This is a genomic window from Paenibacillus rhizophilus, from assembly GCF_003854965.1.
GTDB classification, from domain to species: Bacteria; Bacillota; Bacilli; order Paenibacillales; family Paenibacillaceae; genus Paenibacillus_AQ; species Paenibacillus_AQ rhizophilus.
In genome coordinates this window covers 38,046-56,550 of record NZ_RQPI01000008.1, presented here as the reverse complement: position 1 = coordinate 56,550, position 18,505 = coordinate 38,046, and the positions used below count along the sequence as shown (strand labels likewise).

The following is an 18,505-nucleotide window of genomic DNA, read 5'->3' as shown; positions in this document are numbered from 1 at the left end:
CCTTTAAGCTCGGCGGCAGGAAACGTCATGCGGGCTGCCGCCGTTTATTTTAATTGAACCAGCCCCGCTTTTTAAACCACAGCACCATGCCTCCGCCGAGCAGCAGCATGATCATCAAGACTAAAGGATAGCCGTAGAGGTAGTTCAGTTCGGGCATTACATTGAAATTCATGCCGTAAATGCCGGCGATCAGCGTCAAGGGCATGAATATGGTTGTAATTACCGTGAGCGTCTTCATAATGGAATTCATCCGGTTCGAATTCAACGATATGTAACTGTCGCGCAGGTCCGCGGTCATTTCACGGTCGGCCTCGATCATATCGGTCAGCTTGAGCAAATGATCGTAAATATCGCCGAAATACATACGCTCTACCGAATTGCTCTGAATATGCTGAGAATTGAGAACTCTGTACATCAAATCGCGCATCGGCACAATCGTCCGGCGGAGCTTCAAGAGACGCCCGCGAACATCAAATACCTGGGTCATCAGTTCCTCCACCGACTCATTGCTTCCCCTGCTGTCCAGCTCCGCCAGCTCGTCCTCAATCATATACAGGCTCGGAAAATACTTGTCCACCAGCTTGTCCATTACCGTGTAAGCCGCCAGTATCGGACCGCCGGACCATCCCTTCCGGTTATGGATTTCCTTCACGACCTGATTCCAGGCTTCATCCAGCTCCGTCTGATGCTGAAGATGAAAGGACACGAAGAAGGATTTGCCGACGAACAAATCCACCTCTTCCGCCCTAAGCGAGGATTCATTCAGCGCATGCAGCACCAAAAACTGCACATCCTCATAGTAATCGAGCTTTGGCCGCTGAAGCACATGCATACAGTCCTCAATCGCCAGCGGATGAAAATTGAAATAGGTATCGAGAAGCCGCGTCTCCTCCAGAGTCGGCTCGGAAAAATCGGCCCAAATCCACTTGTATTCCTCTACCCCGACCTCCCGCAGCGGGATATCAATCAGCACTTCACCCTGATGAGTGACCGCCAACGTCCGTATCATAGCCTTCCCTCCTGAAGCTCCAGAACCATTACCTGCAAAAACTTGCGGATATTCACTTTGGTCTTGCCGGACTCCCGGCCCTGCTCGATTTCCTTCATCTTGGCTCGCACATCTTCAAAATCAAAGTAAAGCGGCGCATAATACTCGAATTTGGGATGGCTGTAATCGGTCAGGCCGATGGAAGCCAGATGAGTCAGACCGGTAGCCAGCGCCCGCCGCAGCCGCTGCTCGATGGCCTTCATCTCTTTGGCGATGTCGCTTTTATTGTCCTTGTAACGCGCGGCCACGGTTTCGTACAGCTCCTTGAGCGGTGGGAGCGTCCCCGTATCCTCCCGCTCCATCAGGATTTCCATAATAGCCAAAATATCGCGTCCGCCGCTCTCGCCGATCATTCCCATGTTCATCAGAATCGGTTGGACGGCATCCTTGACCGTACGCCGGGCAGGAATCGCCGGGGCGGCTCCGAACTGCAGCCCCTCCAGCTTCTCCAGACTCGATTTGATTTCATCAAGGTAACGGCTCATGGCATAGCGCTCGTTCACTCTGCGCAGCACGGTCTCTACCTCGATCCGGTTAATCGGCTTGCGGATGAAAAATTCGATTCCGCTCTCATACGCCCGGCCGACCATATCCTGATTCTCAATCTGCGAAATCATGACGAACTTGGACTTGCAGCCCTGCGCCTGAAGGGAGCGTATCGTCTCGATCCCGTCCTGATCGGGCATCAGCAGATCCATCAGCACGATGTCGGGCGATTCTTCCAGAATCAACCGGACGCCTTCCTGTCCACCCTCGGCCGTTCCCGCGACTTCCCCAAGACCGCTGTCCTCGATAATATGCTGCAGCATCCTTCTTGCGCTCCGGTCATCGTCTACAATACAGAAAGAAAGCGGCATGCTCTACTCCTCCTTGTGCAGCTTCTTCGTGGGAATCGCAATCTTGAACATGGCCCCGCCCGCGTGAGGGGCATTGTTCACCGTAATCTCTCCTTCGAATAAACGAACAATGTCCTGCACATGCGACAGGCCGATTCCCGTTGCCGCCACACCCTCGTCATCGAATTTGGTCGTGAAGCCCGGTTCGAACAGCAACTCCCGGTCGCGCTCTTTCACTCCGCCTCCGCTGTCGGTGACGGTGAACACGGTCATGTCCTCTTTTTCGTATACATTCAGATAGATCGTTCCTTTATCTTTGATCGCTTCGACGGCATTGGCGGTGAGATTGTTAAGCAGCGTGAGCAGAGGGATATAGCTGACGGTGGCATAATCGGAGGTGAGCTGCCGGGTGAACGAGATGTGTTTCCCCAGCATATCGGCATACTTCTGGTTGCTCTTAACGGTAAAGCGGAGAATGCCCGACAGCGGCATATCGCCGGTTACTTCGCGGTCCACCAGCTTCGTCAGACCCGCCAGAATCCGCTGCGAGTCCTTCTTCACCTCATGGATCTGCTGCGTCATATGAAGTACCCGGCGGCTGTGAGCGTCATCTTCGCCGTCCTTTAGGCTGCGGTACAGCTCATAGCTGTCAAGAGTAGCCTGTTCCAGCGTTCCGATCGATTTTTTCAAATAAAACACTTCCCCATAGAGGCCCGAACCGAAACCGAGCATCTGCTCCATCCGGCGGTTCTGTTCCTTCTGCACCAGCCGAAGCTGGCTGACGGATATGCTGCTGTACAGGCCGGTTGTAAAATAGGTCCTCAGCATGGCAATCGCCATCAGATACGTCCATTCGTTCAGCCGGAACGATTTCGTTCCCAGCACCAACAGCCGGGTCAGCAGTTCCATCTCATTGGAGAGAAGGTCGATGACGGCAGCCACGGCTCCCAGCACCAGCGGATGAAAACGGTCCACCCGGCCTTTGATGACACCCATCAGTACCGCGAAGACCATATAATACACCATTGCCGAGCAGTGCCTGGCCAGAATGTCCCGCACGGTTAAATCCGTTCCCGCCAAATCAAGGCCCGTCCGGAACAGCAGTACAAATACGCCCGTAACCGCGCCTGTGAGCATAAAGGGAAGATGCCGAAACAAAAGCAAAAACAGCAGAAATGCACTGCTGCCTAGGCCGATTCTGAAGATGTCGCCGTCGAAGGGATTGATCTTGAACTCCCCGGCAATCGCCGTTACGACCGCGACCAGCAGAATCTGAATATATGGATGTCTGTTAAACGGCTGCCCCATTAGCCAAAACTCCCGCGTGCAAGTGTTAGCCATTATAGTACCACAAACCGCAGTGAATTCCTATAAAATACTACGAAAACCGACTTCGTCATGGCGTCAGGCATTTTTCGTTTCCAGTCGTTTGGACAGCACGGACAGCAGGTAATTGACTGTAAAATAGATCAGCGCTACAAGCAGCAGCGTCGGAATCGTATAGTTGTAGCCGTGTCCGATAATGATTCCGGCATTGTGCATAAGCTCCGCCAGAGAAATGATCACCGCCAGCGATGTATCCTTCAGCAGGGAAATAAACTGACTGACCAATGGCGGAACCATGCGCCGGAGACCCTGGGGAAGCACGATATGCCACAGCGTCTGTACTCCCGTAAGTCCCGACGAGCGCCCCGCTTCAATCTGCCCTTTGTCGACCGAGGTAAGTCCGCCGCGCACAATTTCCGAAATCATCGCCCCTTCAAAAATCGTCAGCGCCGCAATCGCCGCTGTCATCAGCCCGAGCTTGATTCCAACCTCCGGCAGCGCGAAGCGCATAAAGAAGATAATGAGCAGCAGCGGCAGGTTGCGGATCAATTCCACAAATACGAAGCTGATCTGCGACAACACCGGAACCTTCGCATAGCGGACGACACCGATGATACAGCCAAGCAGGAAGCTGAGAATAATCGCCGTAAAAGCGACAATCAGCGTGACATACAATCCGTCCAGCAAAAATTTAAGATTATCCGCCGAGTAAGCGCCGGCAAAATCCATCGTTTATCCTCCTTTCGATCCCGCAAAGTGCTTGGAATACGCTCCGTAAGCTCTCTCCACTTTGTGGGGCTATTTCATCTCTTCCGGGGCCCCCGCAAAGTATTCGGATTTCGCTTCGAAGCCTTTTCTTCACTTTGTGGGGCTTATTTTATCTCTTCCAGGGCCCCCGCAAAGTACTCGGATTTCGCCTCGAAGCATTTTCTTCACTTTGTGGGGTTACTCAGCGCTGCAATCTGCGCTCCCATACTCTCATAACATAGCTGAGCGGCAGAGTCAGCACCAGATAGAACAGCGCGACGAATACGTAGGTGTCGAACGTGCGGAACGTATCGCTGTTGACGATATCCGCGAAATACATCAGATCAAGGCCTGCCACGATCGTCAGCACCGACGAGTTCTTGATCAGGTTGATGAACTGGTTGCCCAGCGGCGGAATAACCAGCTTGATCGCCTGCGGCAGTACGACATGGATCATCGCCTGCACATAGGTCAGGCCCGATGAACGCGCCGCTTCGGTCTGTCCTTTTGGAACGGCGGCTATCCCTGCACGGATCGCTTCGGCGATAAACGCCGACGTGTACACCGTAAGGCCAATGGTGCCGGCCGTAAACCCGTCCAGAGATAACCCGAATGCCGAGGGGCCATAGTAAAAAATATAAACGACGAGCAGGAGCGGGATATTGCGGATAAACTCGACGTACCCCGTCCCGAACCATCTCAGCCCTCTTGCGGTAGAAATGCGGAACACCGCGATTAGGGTACCCAGTAAAAAGCTTCCCGCCAGCGCCAGCAAGCTGGAAAGAATCGTACCGCGGAATCCCTCCATATAAGTGCCGAAATAATCCGTCAAAATGGAAAACTGCATCTTGATCACCTGCCTTTTTCATATATAGCGATTGGTACAGCCCGGTGCTCTAATCTTTCCGGATAATTATTGTTCCCGCTCTCTCTTCACGGGCGCCCTTTGACAAGCACGAAAGGATGGCCGGCGGAATGCGCCCGTTCCATCCTTTCGCTGTTGCCGGCTTCAAGCCGGTCCCTTTGTATATATCCCCTCTTTGTACATCCCCATGTACATCAGACGGTGAGTCTGTCGCTCAAAAAAACCGTTGATAGAAAACTTACTTGGCCGGCGCTTTGCCGATCCATTTTTCATAAATCTTGTCGTATTCGCCGCTCGATTTCAGCTCGGCCAATGTGTCATTGATTGCCTTGACCACTTCGCTGTTGCCCTTTTGCACGGCAATGCCGTAAGGCTCGTCGGTGAACGGTTCGCCTACAACTTCATAGTTCGGGTCCTGAGCTGCCATACCGTACAGAATGGAGTCGTCCGTCGTCAGCGCGTCGCCTTTGCCGGTCTTCAGCGCAGTGAAGGCATCCTGATAGTTGTCGAATTCCAGCACGGTTACGCCCGGAACTTTTTCTTTAATATTTTTGACCGAAGTGGAGCCTTTGGAGCCCAGCACCGTGGAATCCTTCGTGATGTCGGCGAGGCCCTTAACCGGGCTGCCTTTCTTCACCAGCAGCGATTGTCCCGCTTGGAAGTAGACATCGGAGAAATCAACCTCTTTCTTGCGTTCCTCGGTAATCGTCATCGTCGCAACGACCATATCGATTTCGCCGTTGTTCAGCATCGGAATCCGTGTCTTGGAGGTTACTTCTTTCAGCTCAATCGCGTTCTCGTCGCCGAGAATATGCTTCGCGATCGCTTTGGAAATGTCGATGTCAAAGCCTTCAACCTGGCCGCTCGAAGGATCTTTCAGACCGAACAGCTTCGTGTCGAATTTAACGCCGACTTGCAGTTTGCCGCGCTCTTTAATTGCCGCGAGACCGCCCTCTCCCGCAGCCGCGTTGCTTCCGCCTGCATTGTTGCCGTTGTTGCCGCATCCTGCCAGTATGAACAGTGCGACGACCATCATTACGCTTAACAGCTTCCAGCTCTTTTTCATTTACTAGTTCCTCCCCAGTGTCTGTTTATTTTAATGGCTTAATACCCGGCTTAGAAAAGTCCTTGTGCGCTCCTCGCGCGGACTTGCGAAGAACTGCTCCGGAGCGGCTTCCTCGACGATCTGTCCCTGGTCCATGAAGATTACACGATCCGCCACCTCGCGGGCAAAGCCCATCTCGTGGGTAACGACAACCATCGTCATGCCTTCCTTGGCCAGCGTGCGCATTACGTCAAGCACCTCGCCTACCATTTCCGGATCAAGCGCTGAGGTCGGTTCGTCGAACAGCATGATCTTCGGCTTCATCGCCAGCCCCCTGGCAATCGCCACCCGCTGCTGCTGTCCGCCGGACAGCTGACTCGGATAGGCCTGCGCCTTGTCGGCAATGCCGACCTTCTCCAGATAATACATGGCCGTTTTTTCGGCCTCCGTCTTGGATACGCCCAGCACCTTGACCGGAGCCAGCGTAATGTTGTCGATTACTTTTTTATGCGGATACAGATTGAAGTGCTGAAACACCATCCCGATATCCCGCCGCACCTTGTTGATGTCGGTCTTCTTGTCATTGACGGCAACGCCGTTCACGGTAAGTCCTCCGCTCGTGATCGTCTCCAGACGATTGATGCAGCGGAGCATCGTACTCTTGCCGGAGCCGGACGGACCGACCACGACGACCACTTCCCCTTCATCCACATGCAGATCGATGCTTTTGAGCACATGGAAATGTCCGTAATGCTTCTCTACCTTATGAAAATCGATCAACGACTGCCCCCCCTTGCTCTATGTTGTCCGACATTCGGAATCTTTCAAAAACGACCTCTGTCAGCTATGGTAACACTTGAAAACAACCTTACTGTAACGACTATAAAAAACTACAAATTCCTACAGTTACTTTCGCATAAAAACCGCAATTTCCTTTGCAGACTGTGCGATATTTAATTTTCTTTCTCTAATGATTAATGTTTTTTATCGGATTGCTGTAACTTTTTATGACATAGTCTCTTGATTTCACTTTCTAATAAAAAAACCGAATCGACGTTGTCGATCCGGCTCTATGCCTGCCATTTTATAAATTAAAACAGAATTTTGAAAATAATGCCCGCCAGCACGGCGCTGATCGGTATCGTAATAAACCAGGTGACGATAATCCGGCCCGCCACACCCCATTTGACCGCGGAAAAGCGCTTCGCCGAGCCGACGCCGAGAATCGCGGATGTAATCGCGTGGGTCGTACTCACCGGTAAATGCAGCAGGGTCGCCGAGAAAATAACGGAAGCGGCCGATATATCGGCGGCGAATCCGTTGATCGGTTCGATTTTAAAAATCTTCGTGCCCATCGTCTTGATAATCTTCCAGCCGCCGATCGAGGTGCCAAGCGCCATGGCGGTCGCCGCCGAAATTTTTACCCAAAGGGGTACTTCCATCGTATCCAGACGGCCGGAGGTCACAAGCGCAAACGTAATGATCCCCATGGCCTTCTGCGCATCATTCGTCCCGTGAGTGAAGGACTGGAATGCGGCAGTCAAAATCTGCATCGTACGGAAGCCTTTGTTGACGGTGTGCGGACTTCGCTTTGCAAATATCCATTTGAGTATGGTCATGACTATATATCCAATGACGAAAGCGATAATCGGGGAAAAAATCAGCCCCTCCACAATTTCCGTAAAGCCGCTCCATTTGATATGATCCGGGCCCGCCCCTATGTAGACCGCTCCAGCAAGCGCTCCGATCAGCGCATGGGAAGAGGACGAAGGAATCCCGAACCACCAGGTTAAGAGGTTCCAGATAATCGCAGCCACAAGCGTCGCGATGACGATCTCGATCCCGTTATCCAGCTTCGTCGGATCAGTTACACTACCGCCGATTCTTTTGGCTACGCCGGTAAAAATAATCGCTCCGAGAAAATTCATGCATGCCGCCATAATAATCGCCGTACGCGGCGGAAGCGCCCGGGTCGAGACCGAGGTTGCTATCGCGTTGGCCGTATCATGGAAACCGTTGATAAAATCAAAGGCGAGTGCGAGAAATATTACAATGCCTAGCACCAATAAAGAAGTATCCATAGTAACTTGCCCCTTATGAGTTGCGCATAATAATTGATTCCAGCATGTTCGCTACGTCTTCGCATTTATCCGTAGTCGTCTCGAGCCGTTCATAGAGCTCCTTGCGCTTGATCAGTTCAATGGGGTCCTTGACCTGCTCGAACAATGCCTTCGTGCAATGGCGCAGCACCTCATCGCCCTGGTTCTCCAAATCGTTCAGCCGGATAGTATGTTCGCGGATGGCCAGCAATTTCTTCTGGGACAGCAGATGAACGGCTTTTTGAATTTCGTAGGCGCATTGACGCAAAATTTCGGCGAACTGGCTGATATACTCGTCAGTCACGGTCATATTGTACATATAGAAACGGGTAGCGGAAGAATCAAGTCCGTCGATGACATCGTCCATGCTCGTGATCAGCGCCATAATATCGTCACGCTCCAGCGGGGTGATGAACGTCTTGTTCAGCTCTTTGATCACCGTATGCGTATAGGTGTCGCACTGGGATTCGTATTTCTTCATCTCTCCGGCAAACAGCTCCAGATCGCTCAGATCGGAAAGGTGCTGGGCAAAGTAATCGGCAGCCTGTACGATCGTGTCGGCCATATTTTCAAGCGTCTCGAAGAAGATGTCCTTTTTTCTCAACTTCATATTATAAACTCCTTTACATAAAGTTCCTTGGAACGGCGGTAGCATTCATATGTAAACGCAGTATTAAATTGAATGACGACCTTTGTTATCTTAACATATCGTCAGGAAGGATAGATAGCAAAACCACCGAACTTTTTTACATCGCAGGTAATAGTTTGTCGAATGTTACGAAAGAATGCGCTATCTTCGGAATGTCTGGAATGAAATGGGCACTAGGAGGCCGTAATCGACACGTGGCTGTCAAAGGTCGGGGTATTGGGCACAATTAAAATATGGGTGATCCCCGGATACATCGCCGCTTCCTTCCCGTCCTGTACAAAGCGGACGACATCTCCGGCTTTGCGGGCCCATCTTCCCTGGATGACTTGGCCCCGCTGAAACAGCAGCGCCTCCCCGCCCAATTCCAGATTGATGGACAGCCGGCCGGCATTGTCAAGCACGGTATGGTCGGCGCCCATAACGATCACGTTGGCGGCTTCAACCGGCAGGCCGTTATCCCGGTCCAGATGCGGCTTCCCGTTAACCCATCTTGCATAGGTGCGCGAAGCGGAATCGTACTTGTAATCGACCGCATAGCTTTTGAGCAGAAAATGCACATTGAAACCGGCGGCGGCTTCTCCGCCTACCGGCACATAATCCGGATCAGTAAACGTATAGTCGGGAACATTCACCGCTCCGGCGTATCCGAGCTTCTCCGCTCCCTTCCGGAGCTTCTCTTCGCTCGTGTACAGATTATGGGGCGCCTTACGGTCCTTGTCCCGCCAGAAATAGGCGCCGGCCCGGCCGATCTCGTCCATATCGTCCTTCTTCCCGCTTTGCAAAATGGCATAAGCGGCCGGACTGCCGCCGGCATGTACGGTAACGCCGCCGTAAGACTCGCCGATATCGATCAAATACGGACGAATGCTGCGGACCGGACCGATTTTATCTATTGCCGATTGGCTCTGATAAATCGCGATCAGCCGCGTTATGCCCCCCTCGGCCAGTACCTCGTACAAGATGTCGGCCCGGGTCAGTCCCGATTGGGGACGGGCGGGCGGAGCGTTGTTGATCATCACGGCAAGCGGCCGGGGAAGCGGCGCTTCGGTTACGGGAAGTCCGGTGAGTCCTGACAGGGCCACAGTTGACGGTTCAATGGCGGGCGACGGCTCGGCCGAAGCGGTCTGCTGCGGAGTGGCGATGGCAGGTTCAGCCGTAGGGAGAACGCTGCCTCCTTCATCCTGCGGACCGCAGGCGGAGAGCAGAAGCGAAGCCAGAAGAATGCTGCCGAGCAGCAGGGAATTCGTACGATTGATCATAAAAGGGTCGTTCCTCCTTATTCAAGTCATGCCTGTCCTTCATTTAAATCCCCAATGTGAAGAACTGGCTATGTAGAATACTCCGGTACTTTGCGGGGCCCCCCCTATAATAGAACAGACCAGGGTATAACAACAACCGTTTCAAACAAACAACTGTATCATTTCATTCGACAGTAAACAGGCACTGCCGTCATCCTCCCGCGATGCCTGAATAGCATCGTCTGCGGGCGGGCACGGCAGTGCCTGTACAAGTGAAAGTGCGATAGTTCCCTAATCAAGCAATGCCCGGGTAAACCGGTCCGGCCATTCCATTTTCGGGTGAAAATTGTAGGGAATGGCGTGTGTGAACAAAATCGCATTCGCAAACAGCGACTTGAACATTAGCGGCTTACGCTCCAAATAAAAGAGCGGATCGATCGCGACCGAAAAGTCGATGTAAGACTCGTAGGAGCCTTCGAACCCCCGAGGCCAAAAGCGCTTCAGCGGATGCTGCGGCAGGCGTCCGCCCGCCTTCACATGCTCGTACGTTTGCCTCATCCAATCCTGCATGGTCATGTTCTTCAGGGGGATGTGGATGTTTTCCCAACCTTTAAGCAGCGACCCGTGTTTCCCCCACTCGATTCGGACAAGAGGCCGCTCCCCATTGTCCCTTGCTTCCAGAACTGCCTCCTCCGAGGAGATCACCGAGCTGTGAAAGAACGTCATAACCCCGGTGACCGTCTTCTCTTCAGGATCGTACTCCACCCATATCTCCTCGTGGTCGCAGGGCTCATAATCATCCGGAAAGTCGAAATCATCCTCCCAGAACAAGTGATAGCCGATGAGCGGCCGCGTCGGATGATGGACCGCTGCGACATCCTTCAGGGGAAAGCATTCCGCCTGTGTTGTGAGCAGCAGCGGGCAATGGCGGCGGATAGCGGCGGCTTCCTGTTCCGTAAGCGTAAGAGGGGGATCAAGCTCCAGCGCCATGCGATAGGCCTGCCCCGCCCGTCGGAGCTGACTGTCCAGATGATAATATTCTCCCTGCCTTGCCGGAAATTCGGCTTCATCAGGAAATACCTTGCGCAGCAAATCGAGCACAGGAATAATGGCCGCGCATGTTTCTTCGACTGAGATTTTCCCGTCCCGCATCGCCTCGGCTAATCTCGCGCTAACCGTCTTCCATTCATGCGTATAGATTTCAATCATGCCTTAGCCGTCTCTTCTTTAACCATTGAACGGATATAGAAGTACCCGAGCAGCGAGCACAGCAGGAACGTAAAGAAGGAAATCGCCGCAGCCTGTTCGCGCTCCTGGAAGACGCTGAATACCTGCTCCATCGAAACGCCTAGCATTTGGGGAGCATTCGGGCCGACCAGAAACGGCGCGGTAAACGAACCGATGACACCCATGAATACGAAGGTGACCGCAACGAGAAACGTTTTGTACGATAACGGCAGAACGATACGGAAAAAGATGCGCAACCGGCCGGCCCCGATATCTTTGGCGCTCTCAATGACCGCGTTCGGAATTCCCGCCAGCGCCGAACTGAGCAGCATTGTCGTAAACGGGATATTGAACCAGAGATTCGCAATGATAATGCCCTTTTGATCAAAAATAATCCGCGGAAGCGTTCCCCCAAACAACAGCAGCCATCGGGACAGCCAGCCGTGGTTCCCCAGCAGGTTGATCAGTCCGTAGGTCGCAATAACCCCTGGAATAAATATCGGAATCATGTAGGTTTTGCGGATTAAATCGACCAGCCTGCCGGTACTGAAGCGCATGTATACCGCTAATGCGTAGCTGACAGCCAGCACAATCACACAGGAAACAATCGTCACCTGAAGGGTAAACACGATATTCGCGCGCATCCCCTCGTCGGTGAACAAATACACATAGCGGCTGAGACCATACCCGCCGAATTCATCCCGGAGGCTTTCTATAAAAGACAAAATAATCGGAATGACTACGATCACCGACAGCAAGAGAAAGGAGGGGATAACCAGACAAAGTCCGAATATCCCCATTTTCACTTCTTTCCTCATTGGGCTGCCACGTCGCTCTGCCAGCGTTTGTTGATCTCTTTGCTCAATTCACCGACGTTGAAATTACGGAAGCCTTCCGAAACGCCTTTAAAAGAATCCTGAATGTCCTGCGGCATGCTCGTCAGCTCGATTCCCGGGAAGCCGTGCATCGTCTTCACCATGACAGCTTGCGCTTCTGGCGACAGGACGAAGTCCAGGAATTTATAGACGGCTTCTTTCTTCTCGGACAGCTTCGGCACCATCAGATAGGTCGGTCCGCCGTTGAAGCCAGGCGTAATTTGCTGCATTTTGGTCGTTGCCGGCAGTTGGCCTTTATCCAGCTGTTCAAGCACCATGTCGGACCAGGCGGGGATCATGTCGACCTCTCCGCTCGTCAGCAGATCAAGCGTACCTTGATTCTTTTTCGGGTAGATGCCTTTTCCGTACAGGTAAGGGCCGAGTTCCTTCAGCGTCGCGAAGCCTTTGGCCCAATCCTTCTCAATGGCTGGATCGTCGCTATGAATCGCATCTTCAGGCAAATCTTTATAAAGGGTCGTCGTTACGAAGGAGTTGCCGGAGCCCCCGGTGGAAGGGTCGTTATAAGCAAACCGCTCGGGATGCTGGCGAATCCAGTCGAACACCTCGTCCAGCGTGCGCGGAGGCGTAGTCACCTTCTCACTGTTATAAGCAAGCACGACGGCGGACGAGCGGTAAGGCACCGCCAGGTTCGCGACATCTTCCATCGTTTTTGAATCTACTTTTGCGAGATTTGGAACGGAGCTTGTGCTCAGTGTATCCCAGAGATCGTCTTTCTGGCCTTGGGTGACGAAGGGCAGACCGTCTTCATAGAGGTCAATATCGCCCGATCCCTTGCCTGCTTGCTTGGCGGCCATAATACGGTCATAGGTCGGTTGGGCGCCGGTCCCGGAAGGAATGTACACGAGCTTCACCTTAACGTCCGGATTTTTTTCTTCGAACATGGGCGTGAGTTCATCCCACAAGCTCTTTACGTTCTGGGAACCTGTAAAATAAAATTGAATTTCGACCGGTGTGCTGGAAGAGGCGGAATTGCTCGCTGTCGTGGAATCGGAACTGGTATTGGCGGCGGAGCTCGCTGAATTGTTATTCGCCGCACTGCCGCAGCCTGCCAGAATCGAGAAAGACAATGCCAGCGCCGACAGCATGGTGAAACGTTTTTTCATACGAAACATGTAAAATTTCCTCCTTAGTTTGTTCTTACTTGTTCGGATAAGCGATCACTTTGGCAAAAGCGACGGTCACACGCTGACCCATTGAAAGTTCCTTCACCCTATCTCTCGGCTGAAACGCCCGAATGGTGCCGTGCCCGTCAAGTTCAACCGACACCTCGGCATAATGGCCGAGCACCATCATTTGTTTGATTGTTCCATGCAAGCCGTCTCCTTCTCCGGAATCCGCAACTATCATGACATCTTCCGGCCTGACGGCGATGACGATCGACCCCTCAAGACGTTTCGTATTCGGAAAGACCAGACTTCCCACTCGCAGCTTGTCCTCTTCCACCACCCCCTTCAAAAAGTTCATTTTGCCGATAAACTGGGCGACAAACAGCGTATCCGGCGAATCGTAAATATCCTGAGGCGCCGCGATCTGCTCGATATTCCCCTGGTTCATCACGATGATCCGGTCGGAAAGGGAAAGAGCTTCCTCCTGGTCATGGGTGACGAACACCATCGTCAGGCCGGTCTCCGTCTGAATCTCGCGAAGCTCTTCCCTCATCTCGTGACGAAGCTTGGCGTCAAGCGCGGAGAAAGGCTCGTCCAGCAGCAGTACCTCCGGTTTCAGCAAAAGGGATCTGGCGACGGCGATCCGCTGCTGCTGCCCGCCCGAAAGCTGGCTGGGGAATTTCTTCTCCACGCCGGGCAGCCGCACAAGCCGAAGCGCCTCCTCAACGGCGCTCTTGATTTCCGACTTCGGCGTCTTGCGGATTTTGAGCCCGAACGCCAGATTTTCATAGATGGACATATGCGGCCACAGATTGTACCCCTGAAAGACCATTGAGGTCGGCCGTTTCTCCGGCGGGAGCTTGACGACATTCCGGCTTGCGATCATAATCTCGCCCGAATCAGGCTCAAGAAAGCCGCCGATGCTTCTCAGCACCGTTGTTTTGCCGCAGCCGGAAGGGCCTAACAGGGTGACCAATTCACCTTTTTTAACATCGAGCGAAATATCGGTTACGCCCTCACCCGTCTTGTAACGTTTGGTCAAATTGCGAATCGAAAGCTGTACACTCATGAAAATCCTCCATGATCCGGAAATTGATCCGGTTATTGTCCGGGACGGTTATTTAACCTGGAAACCGCTGGCCATAATATCCGCGCTGACAAAACGCTGGGCCGCCAGCAGCAGAATAATGGTCGGTGCGGTAAGAATAATTGAGAATACGGCGCCGGCGCTGCTTGGGAAATCGGCGATTATTGAGTACATGACGATAGGCATCGTCTTGAAATCGGGAATTCCAACCAGGAAAGTGCCCTGGGCTTCATCCAAAGAGTTCAGAAAGGTGAAGATGGAAGCGACCAGAATACCCGGCATCGCCATCGGCAGCGTAATGCTGCGGAATACGCGGAACGGCGTAGCCCCCACATCCCTCGCCGATTCTTCCTGGGCGGTGTGAACATTGCGGAAGGCGGCTGTCGGAATCCAGGTCATAAACATCAGAACGTTAATCATATGAACCAGAACTACGCCGAGCAGCGTATTCATCAGCCCCAGTTTATAAAAGAGGACGGCAATCGAGACATACAGCCCCATTTTCGGAAAAGCGTGCGTAAGCAGAAAGGAAAACAGAAAGAAGCGGCTGAGCGGAAACCGGATCCGGGCAAAGGCATAAGCGGCCGGGATGCAAAGCACGATGGACAATACAGTGACCAACCCGGCGATCAGAAACGAAAGTCCGATGGATTTGGCGATATCCTCCTCCTGGAGTACGAAATGCCACCACTGCAAGGACCACTGCCGCGGCAGCAGGTCGGGATAGTTCCACTTGCTGCTGAAAGCAAGCACGGCAAGATTCAAGAGCGGGCCGACAAAGAACACAACAAAAGCGACAAGCAGCAGGAACTCGAATATTTTCCGAAAACCGATTGCTCTGAAATACCAACTCATGCGCCTGTAAAGCTCCTCTCCGGGATAACTGCCTCAATTGTGAGACCGTTCCCATATCACTATCTTTATTTTAAAATCTAAGTATTTGAACAGTATTATCTGAAATTACTTGAACGGTAAAGTATATGCGGCTTCAGGTAGACTGGCGGATAATCAGTTCGCTCGCATACTCGTTCAGCTTGGGGAGGCTGTCTTCCCTCCGGATCAACCGGTCCAGCATCCATATCGCATCATGTCCCATTTTCTCCTTCTCGACCCTCACGGTTGTGAGCGAAGGAGAGTACATGGAGGCGAAATCGATATCGTCAAAGCCCATAACTGCGATTTGCTCAGGTACCCGGACCGATCTCTCGGCCAGAAGCTTCATTGCTCCGAGAGCGAGCATGTCGTTCGTTGCGAATAAAGACGTAAAGGCACCCTGCTTGAAAAAGTCCCAATGCTCCAGCATGACCCGGTAGCCCATATCAAAGCTGGATTCCGGCGAGGATACTACAGTCAGTCCTCCGCTGTTTCCCAATCTTTCCATACTGCTGCAAAAGCCTTTCAGGCGTAAATTATGGCTTCTGTGCTCCTGCGGACCTGCGATTACAAAGATCTGACGATGCCCGAGCTGGTTCAGGTAAGAGGCGGCGCGCTCCCCTCCTTCTTCGTCCTTGCTTACGATCTGAACGACTTCCGGATCGTCTGTCGATCCGTTGACCATCAAATACGGAATATTGAATGATTTCACGTAATCAATGACATTTTGACGAAGCCGGCTGATCAGAATCAATCCGTCAACCCGCTTTTCCAGCATAAAATCGGTAGAACGCAGCGACATCTCATGGTCAGTGGTAAGGAACACGGAATAGCCCTTTGCCCCTGCGGCCATCAGGATGGCGTCAACAATTTTGCCGTACAGAGGATGAGATACGACCGGCTGCTGCTCCCGGAAAATGATAACGCCGATATTGTGCGTCCGCTGCGCGACCATCGCTCTCGCCACCGCGCTCGGCTTGTATTGCAGTGTTTCGATCACCTTCATCACGCGTTCGCGCGCTGCCTGACTGGCATAGCCGGAGCCCGAAATCACTCTGGAAACAGTCGATTTGGAGACGCCTGCCAATGAGGCGATTTCTTTTATGTTATAGCCCACACTCAACTTCCTTCCGCCAACATTTCCTTTTTAACCCGGACGAGGTCGGCAACATTTCTTGTAGTGATGGAATGTACGCCCATACCCGCGTATAATCTCATCTCTTCTTCCCGATCCACAGTCCAGATGTAGATTTGAAAATAATGCTCAGCCGCCTTCTCCAGCAGATACGGTTCGACTAAACGGTACGGTACATTAATTCCGAAGCAGCCGGCGCTTTCAGCATCTTGAAGTGTTTGCAAGACGGCTTTCGAATAGCTCTCTTTGAGAAACAGACCGGCATTCACATTGAGAAGCTTGCGCAGCCTTGAGTTGCTATGCCTGACTTTGAGGGCCCTGTCCGCTTCGCAGCCTGACAGAAATATGCGGTCCAGCATGCCGAGCTTCTGGGCCAATTCGGATACCGGCTCAATGCAGTCATCCGTCTTCAAGTCGAGATTCATCTTCTTCCCTGCGCACCGCACCAAATGCAAAGCCTGCTCCAGCTTGACGATCGGAATGGAAAGACTCTCATTCAGCTCCGAAATCGTCATTTGGGAAAGGCTGGCCATGGACCCGTTCGAGAGACGGACCGCATCATCATGGCTGAGCACGGGTATGCCGTCGCGGGTAACCCGAATGTCATCTTCAATAATATCCGCCCCGTTCGCAAGACCCGTCTCGATCGAGAGCAGAGTGTTATCGGGCGTATTCATACATCCGGTATGAGCGGTAATAAGCGGAACAGCATTCACTCTTTTATTCCCCCTTATTCAGTAGCGACGGGTTCAAAATAGATGGCATTCGTAAAAGCGACCATCGTTCGCACGCCTTTTACAACTCCCCATAATTCGGCCCTCGCCCAGATCAACCCGTATGCCGGGATGCTGAACCCGTAGAGCTGATCGGCGAAACCTGCAGCGCATTGTGCGAGTGTGCCCGAAATACCCGTAATCTTTAACGTAAAATCCTGTTTCGGCAGTTCCCAGAGCGTTTGCCTAACGGAAAAATCGATCTTCACATGGAGCTGGATTAAGTCGGCTCCATTTTGCACGGTGACGGATTCGCCGATGCCATACAATGCGCCGGCGGCCTCTGCCTCCATCGTTACCAGCGGACCGACCGTTACGGAGACCCTCCCCTGCGCAAGCGCCCGAACCGCTTTTTGCGAGATAGTTCCCGGCTCGTCGTCCAGTCCCAGATAAGTGACCGAGAGAGGCTCGTCCGTGTTCGCCTGCTCATGCCAATCCCGTCCGGATGTAGCTGCGATGCGAATGCCGGCGTTCAGCCGGTCCGTCCACAAAGCGAAGGCCCGCCGATTCTCGGGCTTGACGGATGCGAATGTTCCCGACCACACTTCGATGTAATCAAGGTCGTTCCAATCTTTGATTTCATATTCCCAGTAACAACCGGTACAGACGGGACTTCCGATCCGAAAGGGATGCGCCATTCCGGCAAGCCCGCCCCGCCCGTGAACCATGGAGATTCCTTCGTGAATCTCAGATTGTCCCGTCTTGCGCCAATCTACAAAATCCTGCAGGCCGATCGTTACCATATGCCCGTAGAATGTTGTCCACTCCATGCCCGGTATGATGACGACACCCGTTTCCCGCTCGATTAGCTCACTGTCTCCAAGCCCCGACATCGTATTATGATCGGTAAGCGCGATGCAGTCGAAACCCAGCTTCGCCGCACCTGAAGCCAGTTTCCGCAGTGTTTGTCTGCCGTCGCTGTGAAAGGTATGTGTATGAAGTTCGGAAGCCAGCCATCTCATGCCGTATCCGCCTCCTCCGTCCAAATTGACAATTCATAAGAGCAATGTTCCGTTACGACGGAGTGAACGCTGATCGTAACGCTCCACTCTCCTAAAGCCAATTTCCCGGATAATAGTCCATCGGACGCTTCCTGTTCCGACAGGAAAAGGTTCTGCTCCGCATCATGTCTGTGGCACGCGCCTCTATATCCGTCAGGATCGTCTATCGACAAGGTAAGGAGATTTTTAAGCGGTAAATATCGTCTCCAGCCTTCCCGAACCGGGCTCTGTTGCTCAGGAGCAATGTATGAACCTATGGATATCATAATTAACTCCTTGGCCTGTCCGTCGTCCTCCAGCAGCTTGGGCCCGTAGGCAAACCGAATTTGGATGGCGGCGGCAGGCTTGTCCAACCGAAATTGATGTGTGATATGACGTTTGGAATCAATAGGAGCAAGCTGTCCGCTCACGTTCAGCAGCATCATAGGCCTCCTTTTATGAAATAACGTGGGATCGGTCCCACAAAACCAACTTTAACGTCGGATTATTTACCGGGGATTAACGGGGGCTTCAAGCTTTGTAAAGCTGTGGAGGTAAAGTATTCCATAAACCGG

The 18,505-nt window shown here is 52.7% G+C and carries 19 protein-coding genes; all 19 read right to left on the bottom strand.

What is annotated here, in order from left to right; translation table 11 throughout:
- Positions 1–49: 49 nt before the first annotated feature.
- The 19 genes from corA to EH198_RS14750 all read right to left on the bottom strand — a co-directional run bounded on the left by corA (position 50) and on the right by EH198_RS14750 (position 18,373).
- Entirely contained in the window at positions 50–1,009 is a 960-nt protein-coding gene (corA, locus tag EH198_RS14840; RefSeq protein WP_124696306.1) for a magnesium/cobalt transporter CorA, read from the bottom strand.
- Positions 1,006–1,905: a response regulator gene (locus tag EH198_RS14835; RefSeq protein ID WP_124696305.1), complete on the bottom strand. Its 900-nt coding sequence runs from the start codon at positions 1,903–1,905 to the stop codon at positions 1,006–1,008. Before EH198_RS14835 ends, corA begins: the two co-directional genes overlap by 4 nt.
- A gap of 3 nt (positions 1,906–1,908) precedes the next feature.
- Complete coding sequence (locus EH198_RS14830) at positions 1,909–3,192, bottom strand: ATP-binding protein (protein WP_124696304.1); 1,284 nt, start codon at positions 3,190–3,192, stop codon at positions 1,909–1,911.
- A 96-nt stretch (positions 3,193–3,288) separates the two neighbouring features.
- Entirely contained in the window at positions 3,289–3,939 is a 651-nt protein-coding gene (locus EH198_RS14825) for an amino acid ABC transporter permease (protein ID WP_124696303.1), read from the bottom strand.
- A gap of 220 nt (positions 3,940–4,159) precedes the next feature.
- The gene (locus tag EH198_RS14820) at positions 4,160–4,804 is read right to left on the bottom strand and encodes an amino acid ABC transporter permease (RefSeq protein ID WP_124696302.1); all 645 of its coding nucleotides are present in this window, start codon (positions 4,802–4,804) and stop codon (positions 4,160–4,162) included.
- 256 nt (positions 4,805–5,060) lie between these two features.
- Positions 5,061–5,888, bottom strand: a complete 828-nt coding sequence (locus EH198_RS14815) for a transporter substrate-binding domain-containing protein (RefSeq protein ID WP_124696301.1) — start codon at positions 5,886–5,888, stop codon at positions 5,061–5,063.
- Positions 5,889–5,918: 30 nt separating this feature from the next.
- On the bottom strand, positions 5,919–6,647 hold the full coding sequence (locus EH198_RS14810) for an amino acid ABC transporter ATP-binding protein (protein ID WP_124696300.1): 729 nt from the start codon (positions 6,645–6,647) through the stop codon (positions 5,919–5,921).
- Between the two features lie 311 nt (positions 6,648–6,958).
- Positions 6,959–7,948, bottom strand: a complete 990-nt coding sequence (locus EH198_RS14805) for an inorganic phosphate transporter (RefSeq protein ID WP_124696299.1) — start codon at positions 7,946–7,948, stop codon at positions 6,959–6,961.
- A 13-nt stretch (positions 7,949–7,961) separates the two neighbouring features.
- Entirely contained in the window at positions 7,962–8,576 is a 615-nt protein-coding gene (locus EH198_RS14800) for a DUF47 domain-containing protein (RefSeq protein ID WP_124696298.1), read from the bottom strand.
- A gap of 212 nt (positions 8,577–8,788) precedes the next feature.
- Positions 8,789–9,874, bottom strand: coding sequence for a DUF3048 domain-containing protein (locus EH198_RS14795; protein WP_124696297.1), 1,086 nt, complete (start codon positions 9,872–9,874; stop codon positions 8,789–8,791).
- Between the two features lie 270 nt (positions 9,875–10,144).
- Positions 10,145–11,062: a hypothetical protein gene (locus EH198_RS14790; RefSeq protein ID WP_124696296.1), complete on the bottom strand. Its 918-nt coding sequence runs from the start codon at positions 11,060–11,062 to the stop codon at positions 10,145–10,147.
- On the bottom strand, positions 11,059–11,898 hold the full coding sequence (locus tag EH198_RS14785; protein ID WP_124696295.1) for an ABC transporter permease: 840 nt from the start codon (positions 11,896–11,898) through the stop codon (positions 11,059–11,061). The genes EH198_RS14790 and EH198_RS14785 overlap by 4 nt, the downstream gene beginning before the upstream one ends.
- Positions 11,895–13,088 (bottom strand): extracellular solute-binding protein, encoded by a 1,194-nt coding sequence (locus EH198_RS14780; RefSeq protein WP_124696294.1) that lies wholly within the window; start codon positions 13,086–13,088, stop codon positions 11,895–11,897. Before EH198_RS14780 ends, EH198_RS14785 begins: the two co-directional genes overlap by 4 nt.
- 25 nt (positions 13,089–13,113) lie before the next feature.
- On the bottom strand, positions 13,114–14,151 hold the full coding sequence (locus tag EH198_RS14775; RefSeq protein WP_124696293.1) for an ABC transporter ATP-binding protein: 1,038 nt from the start codon (positions 14,149–14,151) through the stop codon (positions 13,114–13,116).
- Positions 14,152–14,199: 48 nt separating this feature from the next.
- Positions 14,200–15,024, bottom strand: a complete 825-nt coding sequence (locus tag EH198_RS14770; protein ID WP_124696292.1) for an ABC transporter permease — start codon at positions 15,022–15,024, stop codon at positions 14,200–14,202.
- A 133-nt stretch (positions 15,025–15,157) separates the two neighbouring features.
- Positions 15,158–16,159 carry a LacI family DNA-binding transcriptional regulator gene (locus EH198_RS14765; protein ID WP_124696291.1) on the bottom strand — a complete coding sequence of 334 codons (1,002 nt, stop codon included), beginning with the start codon at positions 16,157–16,159 and terminating at the stop codon, positions 15,158–15,160.
- A gap of 2 nt (positions 16,160–16,161) precedes the next feature.
- Positions 16,162–16,893 (bottom strand): glycerophosphodiester phosphodiesterase, encoded by a 732-nt coding sequence (locus EH198_RS14760; protein ID WP_124696290.1) that lies wholly within the window; start codon positions 16,891–16,893, stop codon positions 16,162–16,164.
- 14 nt (positions 16,894–16,907) lie between these two features.
- Complete coding sequence (locus EH198_RS14755; RefSeq protein ID WP_124696289.1) at positions 16,908–17,912, bottom strand: CehA/McbA family metallohydrolase; 1,005 nt, start codon at positions 17,910–17,912, stop codon at positions 16,908–16,910.
- Entirely contained in the window at positions 17,909–18,373 is a 465-nt protein-coding gene (locus tag EH198_RS14750) for a hypothetical protein (RefSeq protein ID WP_124696288.1), read from the bottom strand. The genes EH198_RS14755 and EH198_RS14750 overlap by 4 nt, the downstream gene beginning before the upstream one ends.
- Positions 18,374–18,505: the final 132 nt, after the last annotated feature.

Excerpts from the sequence above, each read along its gene's own strand:
- corA (WP_124696306.1), bottom strand. The coding sequence starts at position 1,009 with ATGATACGGACGTTGGCGGTCACTCATCAGGGTGAAGTGCTGATTGAT.
- EH198_RS14835 (WP_124696305.1), bottom strand. The coding sequence starts at position 1,905 with ATGCCGCTTTCTTTCTGTATTGTAGACGATGACCGGAGCGCAAGAAGG.
- EH198_RS14830 (WP_124696304.1), bottom strand. The coding sequence starts at position 3,192 with ATGGGGCAGCCGTTTAACAGACATCCATATATTCAGATTCTGCTGGTC.
- EH198_RS14825 (WP_124696303.1), bottom strand. The coding sequence starts at position 3,939 with ATGGATTTTGCCGGCGCTTACTCGGCGGATAATCTTAAATTTTTGCTG.
- EH198_RS14820 (WP_124696302.1), bottom strand. The coding sequence starts at position 4,804 with ATGCAGTTTTCCATTTTGACGGATTATTTCGGCACTTATATGGAGGGA.
- EH198_RS14815 (WP_124696301.1), bottom strand. The coding sequence starts at position 5,888 with ATGAAAAAGAGCTGGAAGCTGTTAAGCGTAATGATGGTCGTCGCACTG.
- EH198_RS14805 (WP_124696299.1), bottom strand. The coding sequence starts at position 7,948 with ATGGATACTTCTTTATTGGTGCTAGGCATTGTAATATTTCTCGCACTC.
- EH198_RS14800 (WP_124696298.1), bottom strand. The coding sequence starts at position 8,576 with ATGAAGTTGAGAAAAAAGGACATCTTCTTCGAGACGCTTGAAAATATG.
- EH198_RS14795 (WP_124696297.1), bottom strand. The coding sequence starts at position 9,874 with ATGATCAATCGTACGAATTCCCTGCTGCTCGGCAGCATTCTTCTGGCT.
- EH198_RS14790 (WP_124696296.1), bottom strand. The coding sequence starts at position 11,062 with ATGATTGAAATCTATACGCATGAATGGAAGACGGTTAGCGCGAGATTA.
- EH198_RS14785 (WP_124696295.1), bottom strand. The coding sequence starts at position 11,898 with ATGAGGAAAGAAGTGAAAATGGGGATATTCGGACTTTGTCTGGTTATC.
- EH198_RS14780 (WP_124696294.1), bottom strand. The coding sequence starts at position 13,088 with ATGTTTCGTATGAAAAAACGTTTCACCATGCTGTCGGCGCTGGCATTG.
- EH198_RS14775 (WP_124696293.1), bottom strand. The coding sequence starts at position 14,151 with ATGAGTGTACAGCTTTCGATTCGCAATTTGACCAAACGTTACAAGACG.
- EH198_RS14770 (WP_124696292.1), bottom strand. The coding sequence starts at position 15,024 with ATGAGTTGGTATTTCAGAGCAATCGGTTTTCGGAAAATATTCGAGTTC.
- EH198_RS14755 (WP_124696289.1), bottom strand. The coding sequence starts at position 17,912 with ATGAGATGGCTGGCTTCCGAACTTCATACACATACCTTTCACAGCGAC.
- EH198_RS14750 (WP_124696288.1), bottom strand. The coding sequence starts at position 18,373 with ATGCTGCTGAACGTGAGCGGACAGCTTGCTCCTATTGATTCCAAACGT.